16 protein-coding genes are annotated in these 15,035 nt (G+C 65.0%); 5 read left to right on the top strand and 11 right to left on the bottom strand.

Annotated features, from left to right (window positions below; translation table 11 throughout):
- The 10 genes from paaK to K414_RS0103355 form a co-directional block, all read right to left on the bottom strand.
- A complete protein-coding gene (gene paaK / locus K414_RS0103400; RefSeq protein ID WP_027494661.1) occupies positions 1-1,308 on the bottom strand; it encodes a phenylacetate--CoA ligase PaaK in 1,308 nt (435 codons plus the stop codon).
- Between the two features lie 18 nt (positions 1,309-1,326).
- Positions 1,327-2,421 carry a 1,2-phenylacetyl-CoA epoxidase subunit PaaE gene (paaE, locus tag K414_RS0103395; RefSeq protein WP_027494660.1) on the bottom strand — a complete coding sequence of 365 codons (1,095 nt, stop codon included), beginning with the start codon at positions 2,419-2,421 and terminating at the stop codon, positions 1,327-1,329.
- Positions 2,421-2,882 carry a 1,2-phenylacetyl-CoA epoxidase subunit PaaD gene (gene paaD, locus K414_RS0103390; protein WP_051365296.1) on the bottom strand — a complete coding sequence of 154 codons (462 nt, stop codon included), beginning with the start codon at positions 2,880-2,882 and terminating at the stop codon, positions 2,421-2,423. The genes paaE and paaD overlap by 1 nt, the downstream gene beginning before the upstream one ends.
- A gap of 41 nt (positions 2,883-2,923) precedes the next feature.
- Positions 2,924-3,841, bottom strand: a complete 918-nt coding sequence (gene paaC, locus K414_RS0103385; RefSeq protein WP_027494658.1) for a 1,2-phenylacetyl-CoA epoxidase subunit PaaC — start codon at positions 3,839-3,841, stop codon at positions 2,924-2,926.
- A 28-nt stretch (positions 3,842-3,869) separates the two neighbouring features.
- Positions 3,870-4,232 (bottom strand): 1,2-phenylacetyl-CoA epoxidase subunit PaaB, encoded by a 363-nt coding sequence (gene paaB, locus K414_RS0103380; RefSeq protein ID WP_027494657.1) that lies wholly within the window; start codon positions 4,230-4,232, stop codon positions 3,870-3,872.
- Positions 4,229-5,176 carry a 1,2-phenylacetyl-CoA epoxidase subunit PaaA gene (paaA, locus tag K414_RS0103375; protein WP_027494656.1) on the bottom strand — a complete coding sequence of 316 codons (948 nt, stop codon included), beginning with the start codon at positions 5,174-5,176 and terminating at the stop codon, positions 4,229-4,231. The genes paaB and paaA overlap by 4 nt, the downstream gene beginning before the upstream one ends.
- A 153-nt stretch (positions 5,177-5,329) precedes the next feature.
- Positions 5,330-6,100: an enoyl-CoA hydratase-related protein gene (locus tag K414_RS0103370; protein WP_027494655.1), complete on the bottom strand. Its 771-nt coding sequence runs from the start codon at positions 6,098-6,100 to the stop codon at positions 5,330-5,332.
- Complete coding sequence (locus K414_RS0103365) at positions 6,097-6,948, bottom strand: 3-hydroxyacyl-CoA dehydrogenase family protein (protein WP_027494654.1); 852 nt, start codon at positions 6,946-6,948, stop codon at positions 6,097-6,099. Before K414_RS0103365 ends, K414_RS0103370 begins: the two co-directional genes overlap by 4 nt.
- Entirely contained in the window at positions 6,945-7,667 is a 723-nt protein-coding gene (locus K414_RS0103360; protein WP_027494653.1) for an enoyl-CoA hydratase/isomerase family protein, read from the bottom strand. The genes K414_RS0103365 and K414_RS0103360 overlap by 4 nt, the downstream gene beginning before the upstream one ends.
- Positions 7,664-8,863: a thiolase family protein gene (locus K414_RS0103355; RefSeq protein WP_027494652.1), complete on the bottom strand. Its 1,200-nt coding sequence runs from the start codon at positions 8,861-8,863 to the stop codon at positions 7,664-7,666. The genes K414_RS0103360 and K414_RS0103355 overlap by 4 nt, the downstream gene beginning before the upstream one ends.
- Before the next feature lie 110 nt (positions 8,864-8,973).
- Between K414_RS0103355 and K414_RS0103350 the strand changes: the two genes are divergently transcribed.
- The 5 genes from K414_RS0103350 to K414_RS0103330 all read left to right on the top strand — a co-directional run bounded on the left by K414_RS0103350 (position 8,974) and on the right by K414_RS0103330 (position 13,538).
- The gene (locus tag K414_RS0103350; protein WP_027494651.1) at positions 8,974-9,585 is read left to right on the top strand and encodes a TetR/AcrR family transcriptional regulator; all 612 of its coding nucleotides are present in this window, start codon (positions 8,974-8,976) and stop codon (positions 9,583-9,585) included.
- A 76-nt stretch (positions 9,586-9,661) separates the two neighbouring features.
- A complete protein-coding gene (gene paaZ, locus K414_RS0103345) occupies positions 9,662-11,689 on the top strand; it encodes a phenylacetic acid degradation bifunctional protein PaaZ (RefSeq protein WP_027494650.1) in 2,028 nt (675 codons plus the stop codon).
- Positions 11,686-12,003 carry an EthD family reductase gene (locus K414_RS0103340; protein ID WP_027494649.1) on the top strand — a complete coding sequence of 106 codons (318 nt, stop codon included), beginning with the start codon at positions 11,686-11,688 and terminating at the stop codon, positions 12,001-12,003. Before paaZ ends, K414_RS0103340 begins: the two co-directional genes overlap by 4 nt.
- Positions 12,004-12,026: 23 nt before the next feature.
- Entirely contained in the window at positions 12,027-12,395 is a 369-nt protein-coding gene (gene paaI / locus K414_RS0103335) for a hydroxyphenylacetyl-CoA thioesterase PaaI (protein ID WP_051364915.1), read from the top strand.
- 30 nt (positions 12,396-12,425) lie between these two features.
- Positions 12,426-13,538, top strand: coding sequence for a PucR family transcriptional regulator (locus K414_RS0103330; RefSeq protein WP_027494647.1), 1,113 nt, complete (start codon positions 12,426-12,428; stop codon positions 13,536-13,538).
- On the opposite strand, the gene K414_RS0103325 is transcribed toward K414_RS0103330, so the two are convergent.
- Positions 13,522-14,928, bottom strand: coding sequence for an FAD-linked oxidase C-terminal domain-containing protein (locus K414_RS0103325; RefSeq protein ID WP_027494646.1), 1,407 nt, complete (start codon positions 14,926-14,928; stop codon positions 13,522-13,524). The two genes, K414_RS0103330 and K414_RS0103325, sit on opposite strands and share 17 nt — an antisense overlap.
- Between the last annotated feature and the right edge of the window lie 107 nt (positions 14,929-15,035).

Raw genomic sequence — 15,035 nt, 5'->3', positions numbered from 1 at the left:
TCATACGGTCGGACGGTTGTCGATCAGACGGCGGGCCTTACCGATGGAACGCTCGAGGGCCGCCGGTGCAACGACGTCAACCGCGACGCTGACGCCGATCCGGTCCTTGACCAGCTTCTTCAGCGTTGCTGCGGCAATCGGATGCGTGTCGAGCGCGGCATCGGGTCGGGCTTCGACGAGGACGGTCAGTGAGTCCATGCGTCCGGCACGCTCGAGCACGCACTGGAACTGCGGTGCCAGAACGGGAACCGTCAAGATCAGCTCCTCGATCTGAGTCGGGAAGAGATTGACTCCGCGCAGAATGATCATGTCGTCGGTGCGGCCGGTGACCTTCTGCATCCGACGCATCGTGCGAGCCGTGCCCGGCAACAGTCGCGTCAGATCGCGGGTGCGGTAGCGGATGATCGGCATCGCTTCCTTGGACAAGGACGTGAACACCAATTCACCCTCCTCGCCGTCGGGCAGAACCTCGCCGGTCACCGGGTCGATGACCTCCGGGTAGAAATGATCCTCCCAAATATGGAGTCCGTCCTTGGTTTCGACGCATTCCATCGCGACACCCGGTCCCATGACCTCGGACAGGCCGTAGATGTCGACGGCGTCCATGTCGAGGGTCTTCTCGATCTCCTTGCGCATCTCCTCGGTCCACGGCTCCGCGCCGAAAACTCCGGTCTTCAGCGAAGTCTTGGCCGGATCGATGCCCTTCTTGACCATCGCGTCCACGATCGTGAGCATGTAGGACGGCGTCACCATGATCGCGTCGGGCTCGAAGTCCTCGATGAGCTGGATCTGACGATCGGTCATACCACCGGACATCGGAATAACGGTGCAACCCAGTCGTTCTGCGCCGTAGTGCGCGCCGAGTCCGCCGGTGAAGAGACCGTAGCCGTAGGCCACGTGAACCTTGTCGGACGGCTTCACCCCGCCTGCGCGAAGGCTACGGGCGATGAGGTCCGCCCAATTGCTGATGTCGTTCGCGGTGTATCCGACGACGGTCGGTCGGCCAGTGGTGCCCGAGGACGCATGGATGCGTGAGACCTTGTCCTGCGGAACCGCGAACATCCCGAACGGGTAGTTCTCCCGCAGGTCCTTCTTGGCGGTGAACGGGAACTTCGCCAGATCCGACAGGTCTTTCAGATCGGTCGGATGCACCCCGGCGTCGTCGAATGCTTTCGTGTAGTGCGGAACGTTGTCGTACGCGTGCTGCAGCGACCATCGCAGGCGCTCCAACTGCAGCGTGGAAATGCGGTCCCGAGAGGCGAACTCGATGTCGGGGGTATCGGTGGGGGCGGACAGCACACTGGTCATGATCGGTCTCTCGTGGTCTCAGGCGTCGAAGTCGACGGTGACGGTGTCGCTGAGTGGGAAGGTTTGGCAGGTGAGCACGAAGCCGGCATCGACCTCGTTGTCTTCCAATGCATAGTTACGACGCATGTCGACCTCTCCGAAGGTCACCTTCGCGCGGCAGGTGCCGCACACTCCGCCCTTGCATGCGAAGGGGAGGTCCGATCGCAGCTGCTCGGCCGAATCGAGAATCGAATCGTCCTGCGGCAGAGCGCCTTTCACCTCGCGGCCATCGAGGATGATCGTGACCTCACTGCTGGGTCCGGTGATACCGGGCTCGCGGTGCTGCTCCTGCGGCGGCGGTACGTCGTCGACGTAGAACAGTTCGTGGTGAATGCTGCTCTTCGCAACGCCGAGTTCCTTCAGAACGTCCTGCGCGTCGTTCACCATCCCGAACGGACCGCACAACCAGAAGTGGTCGATGTCCGGGGTTGCGACGACGGTGTCGAGTATCTCGCGTAGCCGGTCGGCATCGAGCCTGCCGCTGAACAATTCGACTTCCCGTGGTTCGCGAGACAGTACGTGAATGACGTCGAATCGACTGCCGTACTGGTCCTTCAGGTCGGCGATCTCCTCGGCGAACATCACCGTTCGCGTCCGGCGATTGCCGTACAGCAGAACCACTTCGGAGTCGGGATTTGCCAGAACGGACGCCGCAATCGACAACATCGGGGTGATGCCGGAACCGGCGGCGATGAGCACGTGCCTGCCGGCCTGGGCCGGATCGGCGTGGAAGGTGCCGCTCGGGCCCTGCACGTCGATGCGGTCGCCTGCTTTGACGTCGTGAACGAGCCAGGAGGAGAACAGACCGTCGGACACCTCGCGGACACCGACGCGGGGACGCGCACCGGCCGGGGCGCAGATGGAGTATGAGCGGCGGTGCTCGACGCCGTCGACGGTGCGGCTGAGCATCAGTGACTGGCCCGGTCGAAAGTCGAACTCTTCGCGCAATTCTTCCGGGACGTCGAACGTGACAGCAACGGCGTCGTCGCAGAGGGATTCCACGTCGGCAACGGTCAATGAATGAAAAGGATTGTTGCGTAGATTCTTCTGAACGGGCTCGGCGGTGACGGTCATCAGATTTCCTTCACGTGGTCGAAGGGCTCGAGGCAGTCGTCGCACCGGTACTGGGCTTTGCAGAGGGTGGCGCCGAACTCGGACGTGAGCCGGGTGTTGCGCGAGCTGCATTGCGGGCAGGTGAGCTGACGGGGTTTGACGGTCAAGGTCAGCGGAACCGGGCCGGATGTACGTTCCGGGGCCGGACCCGGAGTGGAGTAGCCGGTCTCGCGAAGCTTGCGCAGGCCCTCCTCGGAGATCCAGTCGGTACTCCATGCCGGCGTCAGGCTGGTGACGATCTCGACATCCGCGTAGCCGTGGTCCTGAAGCGTGTGAGCGATGTCGTCCCGCATCGTCGCCATGGCGGGGCAGCCGGAGTACGTCGGAGTGATCGTGACGAGCACGCTGCCGTTCTCGCGTACCTCGACGTCGCGCAGGACGCCGAGGTCGTCGAGGGTGAGCAGCGGCATCTCCGGATCCATGACGGTGGCGGCAATCTCGCGGGCGGTTTTCTCGAGTGTGGTCACCAGACTCCCTCCGGATGGGCCCTCGCCACGACCTGCATCTCGGCGATCAGTGGACCGAATGCTTCGGTGTGAATGCCGCGACGACCACCGCGGCCGCCGATGGTGCCCACGGACTTGCCCTCGGGTGCCTCCAGCTCCGCGGCGTGCAGCACCTGTGCGAGAACCGAATCGAACTCGTCGCGAACATCGCGAGGGTCGACGGCGACACCGACCTTCGCGAGTGCGATCTCCTCGTCCGTCGGGATGAACAATTCAGAGACGTACGGCCAGATCCGGGTCACGGCGTCGCGGACGCGTCGCTTCGATTCGTCGGTTCCGCAGCCCAGGGTGACGACCCAGCGTGCCGCGTAATCGCGGTGGTACGTCAGCTCTTTGACGCCCTTGTTCGCAACTGCGGCAAGAACGGGATCACGGGATTCCTGCAGGCGAGTGAAGACGGCGAGCCGCCACGTCGAAAACACGAGGAGCCGAACCAGCGATTTCGCGAAGTCGCCGTTGTCGAGCTCGGTGAGTCTGACGTTGCGGAAGTCGGCCTCGTCGCGAAAGAACGCCAGCGCATCCTCGGCGGGTGCGGGTGAAGTGTCCGAGATGAACGGCACCACCGTCGGATCGGCTTTCGCGGCGCGGGCCAGTAGCAGCCGGGCCTGGCCGAGGAGATCGAGGCCGACGTTCGCCAGCGCCACCTCTTCTTCCAGTTCCGGTGCGCGAGTGCTCCATTCGGCGAGGCGCTGGGAGCTGATCAGCGCATCGTCACCGAGCATGAGGCAGTACGCGGCAAGGGCTTTCAGGTCGACGTCGTCGGGAACGGTGGTATCGACGCCGGCGAGCGGGTCGTCGAAACTCGTCCCGAATGCCCACTGCCCGTGCGAGTCCTCGTCGACGAGGCCCTCGTAGGCGCTGTCGTGATCAGTCATGGGTGCTTGTCCTCTGGGAGTATGGGTCTCACATGTGGGGAACGTTGTCGGGGATCTCGTAGAACGTCGGGTGGCGGTACACCTTGTCGCCACTCGGTGCGAAGAACGGATCCTTCTCCGACGGCGACGACGCGACGATCGAGTTGGACGGAACCACCCAGATGCTGACGCCTTCGTTGCGGCGGGTGTAGACGTCGCGAGCATGCCGCAGGGCCATGTGGTCGTCGGCAGCGTGGAGCGATCCGACATGCACGTGGTTCAGGCCGCGCTTGCCGCGCAGGAACACCTCGTACAACGGCCAATCAGCCTTTACTGCTTCTCTTTTCGGCTCCACCGGCACGTTGTCGGTGGGAACTGCGCCGTGGCCGCCCTCGGCCGTGAATTCTGTCATGATGCTGCGTTCCTTTCGGCGAATGCGGTTGCGGCCTCACGGACCCAGGCTCCGCCGTCGTGAGCTGCTCGACGGTTCGCGATGCGCTCGACGTTGGAGGCACCGTTGCCCTTGATCACCTGCATGAACTCGGACCAGTCGGGCTCACCGAAATCGTGTGACTTGCGCTCCTCGTTCCACTTCAGGTCCGGGTCGGGGAACGTGACTCCGAGTGCCTTCGCCTGCGGGATCGACATGTCGACGAAGCGTTGGCGCAGTTCGTCGTTGGTGTGGCGCTTGATGCCCCACTTCATGGACTGCTCGGTGTTGGGGGACTCGTCGTCCGGCGGGCCGAACATCATCAGTGCCGGCCACCACCATCGGTTGACGGATTCCTGGACCATGGCACGCTGTTCGTCGGTGCCGCGCATCATCGTGGCCAGCAGCTCGTAGCCCTGACGCTGGTGGAAGGATTCTTCCTTGCAGACGCGGATCATCGCGCGCGCGTACGGCCCGAAACTGCTGCGACACAGCGGAACCTGGTTGCAGATCGCTGCGCCGTCGACGAGCCAGCCGATGGTGCCCACGTCGGCGTACGTCAGGGTGGGGTAGTTGAAGATCGAGGAGTACTTCTGCTTGCCCTCGATGAGCTTGACCGTCAGGTCGGCGCGGTCCGCCCCGAGGGTTTCGGCAGCGGAATAGAGGTAGAGGCCGTGACCGGCCTCGTCCTGCACCTTGGCCATCAGGATCGCCTTGCGGCGCAACGACGGTGCGCGGGTGAGCCAGTTGCCCTCCGGCTGCATGCCGATGATTTCGGAGTGCGCGTGCTGGGCGATCTGGCGGATGAGCGACTTGCGGTAGCCGTCGGGCATCCAGTCGCGGGGCTCGACGCGCTGCTCGTGGGCAATGGTCTCGTCGAACCCGTCCTGCAGCGTCTCGGTGGACAGGGTGTTTGACGTGGTCATAAGTCCTACTTTCATTACCGAATGATCGGTTGGTAACCAGTATGCATCGAAGTGACCCCACGCACAAGAGCGGCTTCGCCGCACGTGCGTGGAAGTTCGTAGCAGGGGTCGAGTTTCCGTTCACATGGGTCGTTCCGCAGGCTCCACTCCCGCTCACATGCCGACGAAGGAGGCTCCCTTCTTCGCGAGGAAAGCATCGACGGCGGCCTTGTGGTCGGCGGTCTGTCCCAGAGCGGTCTGCGCCTGCGCCTCGCGGTCCAGGGCGTCGGACAGTCCGGACCGCGCGATCAGTGATTTGACCTGCTTGTACGCCAGGGTGGGTCCCGCAGCGAGCGTTGTGGCCAGCGTGCGCGCGGTCTCGAGAACGTCGGCATCGTCGACGACGCGATGCACCAGACCCCAGTCGAGGGCCTGCGCGGCGGTGACCTTGTCGCCGAGCAGCATCAGTCCCGCGGCCCGGCTCGCGCCCAGTGCGTCGACCAGCGTGTAGCTCAATCCCGAGTCGCTGGCCAGTCCGATGCCGGTGAACGCCGTGGCGAACGACGACTTGGTACCGGCAACCCGGATGTCTCCGGCGAGTGCGATCCCGAGACCGGCACCGACGCACGCGCCGGGGATGGCCACGACGATCGGCACCTCGAGCGCTGCGAGCCCTCGGATGAGCGGGTTGTAATGCTCGCCGACGGTATCCATCGCCGTGGCCGGGTCGGCTTCGAGCGCGGTGACGTGCTCGCCGAGGTCCTGGCCAACGCAGAAGTTCTTGCCCTCCGCGGTGATGAGCACCGCGCGCACACTGGGTGCGGCGGCGTTCTGCACTGCAGACATCAGGCCGACTTTCGTCATGACGTCGAGGGCGTTGTGTGCCTCGGAGCGCGCGAGGGTGATGGTCGCCAGGCCGTCGGTGACGTCGAACCGTACCGTCATGCGTTCGTCCAATCGTGAAAGCCGCGACCGGACTTGCGTCCGATATCGCCGCGAGCAACCATGTCTCGCAACAACTGCGGGGGAGTGAACCTGTCGCCGAGGGTCGACGCCAGGTGTTCTGCGATGGCGAGCCGAACGTCCAACCCGACGAGGTCGGTCGACCGCAACGGACCCATCGGATGCTTGTAGCCGAGTTCCATGGCGCGGTCGATCGATTCGGCGTCGGCGACGCCTTCCTCCAGCATCCGGATGGCCTCGAGTCCGAGGCACACGCCGAGCCGGGAGGTAGCGAACCCGGGGGAGTCGTTGACGAGCACCTCGGTTTTGCCGAGCAGTGACACCCACTGCTGCACTCGCTGCACGACGTCTAGGGAAGTGGCCGGAGCGCGCACGATCTCGACGAGAGTCGACGCCGGAACCGGGTTGAAGAAGTGCATCCCGACGAAGCGGCTCGGATCGCTCAATGCTGCGCCGAGTTCCGCGATGGAGATCGAGCTCGTGTTCGACGCGATGACCGTGTCGGGCCCGGCGATCTTGTCGACGAGAGCCAGTACCTCGACCTTGAGCGACGGAATCTCGGGAACCGCTTCGACAACCAGGTCCAGGTCGGCAGCAAGATCCGCGGGGCCGGCGACGGTGGAGACCCGGGCGAGAATCGCAGCGGGGTCCTCGCTGAGCTTGCCGCGCTCGTGCGCCCGGTCCAGCCCGGTCGAGACTCGTCCGAGGGCTGCAGTCTGGTCGGCTGCTTCGGCGATGACGACGGTCGAGCCGAGGGCCGCGAACACCTGGGCAATACCTGCACCCATGCGGCCTCCGCCGACAACAGCTACTTTCACAGGAACTGTCATTTCTTCTTCTCCAGAAATGCCGTCATGCGGCGTTGTTTGTCTTCGGTCTCGAACAGAACAGCCTGCGCGATGTCGTCGGCCCACGGGTGCGAACCGGGTGCATCGAGAATCCTTTTCGTCAGCTTCAGGGCCAGTGGTGCTTGTCTCGCAATGCGATCCGCGAGGGAATGCGCTGCAGTCAACGGCTCGTCGACGACGTCCAGCACCAGGCCGCACCGAAGTGCCACCTCTGCGTCCAGTGTCCGGCCACCGAGAAGCACCTGCTTCGCTACGGACACCCCCACCAGCGTCGGTAACCGGTAGCTGGCTCCGGCGGCAGCCATGATGCCCAGTCCCGGTTCGGGATTGCCGAACACGGCCGTCGGCGACGCGATGCGGATGTCGCAGGCGTAGGACAGTTCGGCTCCGCCGCCGAGTGCGTATCCGCGGACGGCTGCGATCGTCGGCAGGGGGAGTGCGGCGATGCGGTCGAACAGGTTTCGGTTGATGCCGCGCAGTGCGTCGTCGCGGGTGCGGGCCCGCAACTGGTTGATGTCGGCACCGCCGGCAAAATGCTCGCCTGCTCCGGTCAGGATCACGATCCTGGGATCCTGCTCCACGAGCGCGCACACCTCGTGCAACTCGCCGATCATGTCGGAATCGATTGCGTTGCGTTGCGTCTCGCGGCTCAGGGTGACGACAACGCGGTCCGTCGACTCCTCGACGATGAGCGTGTTCACGGTGCCTCGATCAACACCGACACGCCTTGCCCGACGCCGACGCACAGTGTCGCGAGCCCACGGGAGGCCTTCTCGCGTTCCATCCGGCCCAGCAGCGTCAACAGGATTCGCGCACCCGACGAGCCGAGAGGGTGGCCGAGGGCGATGGCCCCGCCGTCGGCGTTGACGATGTTCTCGTCGAGCTTCAGCTGGCGGATGACGCCGAGGGACTGTGCCGCGAAGGCCTCGTTGAGTTCGACGGCACCGAGGTCGTCGACAGACCATCCGGCGCGCGTGAGCGCCTTCTGCGTGGACGGGACCGGCCCGAGTCCCATGATGTGGGGCGCGATGCCGGCGCTCGCACTGGTGACGATGCGGCCGCGAACCTCGAGGCCGTACGTGCGCACGGCTTCTTCCGAGGCCACGACCAATGCCGATGCCCCGTCGGTGAACGGTGACGACGTGCCGGCGGTGACGATCCCGTCCTTGCGAAACACGGTCTTCAGGGTGCCGAGCTTGTCCAACGTGGTTCCGCGGCGCGGCGTCTCGTCCTCGGTGACCTCGCCGTTCTTGGTGCTGACGGGCACGATCTCGTCGGCGAAGCGCCCGGCATCCTGGGCGGCGACGGCACGCTGCTGACTGCGGAAAGCGAAGGCGTCGGACTCTTCACGGGTGATGCCTTCGCTGAGCGCGACCTCTTCGGCGGTCTCGCCCATCGACAATGTGATCTTGGGGTCGGTCCCCGCGTCGTGCGCTGCGAAGGTCGGGTTGGTGAATCGCCAGCCGAGGGAGGTATCGAAGATCTCGCCGGGCTTGGCCCACGCCGTCCCGGGCTTGGCCATGACCCACGGCGCGCGCGTCATGGACTCGACGCCACCGGCGACGATGATGTCGGCCTCACCGCTGCGAATGGTGCTCGCGGCGTTGGCTACTGCGGTCAGTCCGCTCGCGCACAGGCGATTGACGGTATATCCCGGCACCGACTGGGGCAGACCTGCGAGCAGAACCGCCATTCTGGCCACATCGCGATTGTCCTCGCCTGCTTGGTTGGCCGCACCCAGAATCACCTCGTCGATTCGATCGACGGGTACGCCCGCTCTGCGGACCGCCTCGGCCACGACCAGCCCGGCGAGATCGTCGGGGCGCACCGAGGCCAGGGCACCGCCGTAGCGCCCGTGCGGGGTACGTGCGCCGGCCACGAGAAATACTTCGCCCACTTCGAAACTCCTTCGTCGGTTGCGTCATTAATAACCGAACATTCGGTCGTTTGGCAAGGTCTGCTGCCCGTGGTGCTGTGGAATCGTCCGCCGACTGCGAAGATGTGGCAATGACAACCGCACGCGCGCCGCGCAAGACCGGACAGCCAGGGCGGCCGGGATACGACCTGGATTCCCTCTTGGCCGTGGCGGTCAAGGTCTTCAACGACCGTGGGTACGACGGCACCAGCATGGAGATTCTGGCGAAGCGGCTCGGTATCACCAAGTCGTCGATCTACCACCACGTATCGGGCAAGTCCGAGTTGCTCGAACTCGCGCTGTCGCGGGCTCTCAATGCACTGTTCGCCGTGACGACCGAGGATCGGGCGACCACCGGGCGGTACATCGATCGCCTCGAATACCTGGTGCGTCGCAGCGTCGACATCTTGTGCGCGGAACTGCCCTACGTGACGCTGCTGCTGCGGGTGCGGGGCAACACCGACGTCGAGCGGCGCGCTCTCGCCCGCAGGCGCGAATTCGACACGTTCGTCACCGGGCTCGTCGTCGCCGCCGCCGAGGAGGGCGACCTGCGTCCCGGTGTCGACCCGGCTCTGGCGTCCAAGCTCGTCTTCGGCACGGTCAACTCGCTCATCGAGTGGTACCGCCCGCGCACCGGCGGATCCGTCGAGGAATTGGCCGACGCCGTCGTGGCTCTGACCTTCGACGGCCTGCGCCGCACGTAGCAACGTAAGTCTTGACTTCTCGGCGTTCGGCGGCGATGGTAATTACCGACCGAACGTACGGTGAGATGGAGGCGTTGTGAGCAGACTTCTGGAAAGCTATGCCCAGGGCACGTGGTATTCCGCGACAGACGAGGGAACGCCGCTGCTGAGCGCCGTCGACGGCAGTGAGATCGCCCGGGTGTCATCCAGTGGTCTCGACGTCGCAGGCATGGTCGACTACGCCCGGACCGTCGGAGGGCCCGCGCTCGCAGCCCTGACGTTCCACGAGCGTGCAGCCCTGCTCAAACAACTGGGTCTCACGCTGCTGGCCGGCAAAGAGGAGTTCTACCAACTCTCCCGGCACACCGGAGCCACCACCCGCGATTCCGGCGTCGACATCGACGGCGGTTTCGGCACCGTGCTGAGCTACGCGAGCAAGGCTCGACGCGAACTCCCGAACGAGACGGTCTATCTCGACGGTGCCATCGAGCAGCTCGGTAAGAAGGGCACCTTCCTCGGTCAGCACATCTACACCTCCCGGCGCGGCGTCGCCGTGCAGATCAACGCGTACAACTTCCCCGTCTGGGGCTTCCTCGAAAAGCTGGCACCCGCGTTCATCGCGGGCGTGCCCTCGATCGTCAAGCCCGCCAGCCAAACTGCGTACCTGACCGAGCTTGTCTTTCGTCGGATCATCGAGTCGGGGTTGCTGCCCGAGGGGTCGGTTCAGTTGCTGTGTGGCAGTGCCCGCGGTGTCCTCGACCACCTCGGCGGCCAGGACTCGGTGGCCTTCACCGGATCGGCCGAAACCGCTGCGACCCTGCGCTCACACCCCAACGTCGTCGGCGAGGGACTCCATTTCACGGCGGAAGCCGATTCTCTCAACGCGTCCATCCTGGGTTCCGATGTGGCACACACTGATCCGGAGTTCGACCTGTTCGTCAAAGGTGTCTTCACCGAGATGACATCCAAAGCCGGCCAGAAGTGCACGGCCATCCGCCGCGTGCTGGTGCCGCAGGACTCGGTCGAACCCGTCATCGAGGCGCTGAAGGCCAGGCTCGACAAGGTCGTCGTCGGTGACCCGCAGGACGACGGCGTCACCATGGGTGCACTCGCCAGCATCGACCAGCGCGACGAGGTCCTCAAATCCATTCGTGGACTGATCAAGTCGGCGTCCGTCGTCTTCGGTGATCCCGAGACCGTGGATTCACGGCCTGGTGCCTTCATGGCGCCGGTCCTGTTGCGGGCCGGCGACAAGAGCGCACCCGAACCGCACGAGATCGAGGCATTCGGGCCCGTCTCCACCGTCATCGGTTACGACAGCACCGCGGACCTGCTCGACCTCGTCGCCCGCGGAAAGGGCTCTCTGGTCGCATCTCTGGTGACCAAAGATTCGGCCATCGCGCGCGAGATCGTCCTGGGCACCGCTCCGTATCACGGGCGCATCCTGGTCCTGAATTCCGAGGACGCCAAGGAATCGACCGGTCACGGTTCGCCGCTACCGGTACTGGTGCACGGCGGACCCGGCCGCGCAGGCGGTGGTGAAGAACTCGGCGGTATCCGCGGCGTCCTGCACCACATGCAGCGCACCGCAATCCAGGGAACCCCGGACGTGCTGACGGCCATCGGCAACAAGTGGGTCACCGGAGCGAAGCGGACGACCGGCGACGTTCACCCGTTCCGCAAGAACCTCGGCGAACTGCGACTGGGCGATACCATCGTCGGTGGCCCACGACAGGTCACCCGCGCCGACATCGATCACTTCGCCGAATTCACCGGCGACACGTTCTACGCGCACACCGATCCCGAAGCGGCAGCGGCAAATCCGTTGTTCGGCGGCATCGTGGCGCACGGCTACCTGGTGGTCTCGCTGGCCGCAGGGCTGTTCGTCGACCCGGCACCGGGCCCCGTCCTGGCGAACTTCGGCGTCGACAGCCTGCGCTTCCTGACGCCGGTCAAGGCCGAGGATTCGCTGACGGTCACGTTGACGGCCAAGCTCATCACACCGCGCCAAAGTGCCGATTACGGCGAGGTGCGGTGGGACGCAGTGGTCGTCAACCAGGACGGTGACCCCGTCGCCACCTACGACGTACTCACTCTGGTCGCGAAGCCCGAGGCCGCGTCATGAGCGTGCGAGTAGCCGTCTGTTACGGAATGCCCGAGGACCCTGCCGCCTTCGATCGGCACTACGCCGAGGTGCACGTGCCCCTCGCTCGCGCAGTTCCCGGCCTGGTCGACTTCACTTGGGGCACGCTCGACTCGCTCGACGAGTCCCCGCCGCCCTACTACGCAATCGCAAGTCTGTACTTCGCGGACGAGGCATCGCTGAAGGCAGGATTGGCGTCGCTTGAAATGAAAGCGGCAGGCAAGGATCTGCGCAACTTCGCGACCGGTGGCGTCACGATGTTCACCCAGAACGAGCGTTCGGTGCTGCGGCCGTGACGGATTCGCCTATTGCGCGGGAGATGTTCGAGGTCGACGCCGCGTCCCGCAAGCTCGGTATCGAACTGATCGAGCTGTCACCCGGTCACGCGAGAATGTCGATGGTCGTGACCGAGGACATGGTCAACGGTTACGCCATCACGCACGGCGGATACGTCTTCCTGCTTGCGGATACGACGTTCGCTATGGCCTGCAACTCGCACGAGGATTCGGCCGTCGCTGCCCGATGCGACATCCGGTACCTCCGTCCGACGAAGGTCGGTGACGTCCTCGTCGCCGACGCCGACGAGCGTGCGAGGTTCGGCCGCAACGGTATCTACGACGTGTCGGTGACGTGCCGAGACGAGCTGATCGCCGAATTCCGAGGCGACAGTCGCACGATAGCGCGATAGCGATCCGGCGCGTGGAAGTACTGTGAGTCGGTGACCACTGCAGACCTGTCGGCGCTGGCAGACGCCACCGCCACTGCGGTGGGTGGTGCTGTGTCGGTGATGGATCCGCAGGGCTATGTGGTGGCGTATTCGTCGGTGCCGGGGCAGCCGATCGACGACGTGCGACGCGACGGCATTCTGGGCAAGCAGGTCCCGGCTCGATACATGGTGCATCACATCGATCCGGACTTCCGGCGCAGCTCGACCGTGCACGTCGTCGATGTGGCCGGTGCGCTACCCCGTCTGGCAGTAGCGGTTTCGGTCGACGGTGAGTACCTCGGCTCCATCTGGTGCATTGCGTCCGGTGCGGGCATCCGTCCGCCGGCCCCTGCGGCAGTGGCTGCATTGACGCGTGCGGCCGCAGCTGCAGTGCCGTTGTTGTCGGCCCGACATCATCCGGCCGATGCCGACAATCCCAGGGTGCGTGCGTTACTGACCGATCCCGAGGTCGTCACTACGCCGGGAAAGCGCTACGCCGTTCTGGCCGCAGAAGTGAAGTCGCCGCGAGCGCAGAAAGTGTTGGTGCAGCTCGCTGGTCTGCTGCAGCTCACGTTCGGCAACGCGGGCGACTCCGGATGCATCGTCGACGGGAACACCGTCCTGCTGGTGGTGGAGTCCGACGACGAACGCGCATTCGCTGCGGAGGCAGAGGAGGTTCGACGACGCGCAGAGGCGGCCTTCGGTGCTGCGGTGAGCTTCGCGATCGGTGGCCCGGACGCCCGTCCCGCGATAGCGCTCAAGCATGCTCACTGGGTACTCGACGCGATCGAAACGGGCGCGCAGACAACGACATTCGAGCAGAATCGCGTATCGGTCACTCTTCGGAGAGCGGGGGAGGCACTGTCGGAGGTGTCGCTCGCGTTGCCTGCCGTCGAACGGATGCTGTCCTGCGATGCCTCGGAAGGTACGGAATACGCCGCGACGGTGCTGGCGTTGTTGGCACACGAATCCAACGTCGCTGCCGCGTCTGCGTCGCTGTACCTGCACCCCAATACCTTTCGCTACCGACTTCGGCGTACCAAGGAGTTGTTCGGTCTCGATCTCGACGACGTGGACACCCGTTTACTGGTGTGGATGTCGCTGCGGCTCACGACCGGGCGGTGAGGACCTTCCCTGGGTTGAGCAGGTAATGCGGGTCGAGCAGTTCCTTGATGCCGCGCTGCAGTTCCGCTGCAACAGAGTCGAGTTCGGTCTCGAGAAGATCGCGTTTGAGCAGGCCGACTCCGTGCTCACCGGTAATGGTCCCGCCCAGAGAGAGGGCGAATGCCGCGATCTCGTCGAACGCGCGGTGTGCCTTGGCCAACGATGAAGGGTCCATCGGGTCGACGATGACCGTCGGATGGATGTTGCCGTCCCCTGCGTGGCCGACGACGCCGATGACGATGCCGATGCGCTCGGCGATGCGTCCGACCTCGTCGATCATCGCGGCGAGCTGCGAAATAGGAACGGACACATCGTCGACCAACGGTGAGCCGAGACGCTCGAGTGCCGGGTACGCCAGTCGACGGGCCTGCACGAGCTGCTCCGATTCGACCTCGTCCTCGGCAACGGCCACATCGGTTGCCCCGGCTGCGGTGCACAGTGCGGCGATGGCTTCGAGCTCCTGCACAGAGCCTGCGCCGATATCGGACTGAGCGATCAGCACGGCCGCGGCGTCGGTGCCGAAGTCCATCCGGGCGTACGCGTCGATCGCGGCGATGGTGGTGCGGTCCAGCAACTCGAACAGACTCGGAGTGATACCGGCGGCCCGGATCTGCGTCACCGCTTCACCGGCCGCGAAAGTCGACGGGAAGGTCGCGGCCATGGTCAGCGGAGTGGCAGCCGGAAAGTCGAGTCCTACGGTTGCCTCGGTGATGATTCCGAGTGTGCCTTCGGATCCGACGAACAGTTCGGCCAGGGAAAGCCCGGCCACGCCTTTGACAGTGCGTCGACCGACGAACGTGGCGCGCCCGTCGGCGAGTACGACGCGCAGACCACGGACGAACCGTGCTGTGACGCCGTATTTCACGCAGCACAGACCGCCGGCGTTGGTGGCGATGTTGCCGCCGATGGTCGACGCCTCCCAGCTGGACGGGTCAGGGAGGTACGTCAACCCCTGCTGCAGGGCAGCATCTTTCAGCTCTTTGTTCGTGACACCGGGTTGCACGACGGCGGTGCGGTTGACGACGTCCAACTCGACGATCTTGTTCATCCGCCGGGTGTTGAGGGCAATGGCTCCGACGCTGGCGTTCGCGGCTCCCGCCAGGCCGGTCAATGCGCCCTGCGGTACCACGGGAATGCGATGTGCCGATGCGATTTTCATGATCGCCTGTACGTCCGATTCGGTGCTCGGTAGCACTGCCGCCAGGGGTAGCGCGGATTCGCACAGAGCGGCGGCGTCGTGCCGGAAGCTCTGCAGAATGTCCGGGTCGGTCACCACCGCGTCGGCACCGAGGGCGCGCATCAGTTCGTCGATGACCGGCGAATGGAGAACGAGGGTGGTCGGAGCAGCCATGGATTCGAGTATGTCGGGCGGCGCTGTCGATGTCTGCGTCGTTTCGGACGAAGCACGAGGTCTCGATCGGTAGTTTCCGACGAAGTGTGGGCAGGGCCTTGTTATGC

The sequence above is a fragment of the Rhodococcus sp. JG-3 genome (assembly GCF_000482405.1).
Taxonomy (GTDB): Bacteria; Actinomycetota; Actinomycetes; order Mycobacteriales; family Mycobacteriaceae; genus Rhodococcoides; species Rhodococcoides fascians.
The sequence above is the reverse complement of the archived record's forward strand: the minus strand, read 5'-3'. Positions and strand labels throughout refer to the sequence as shown.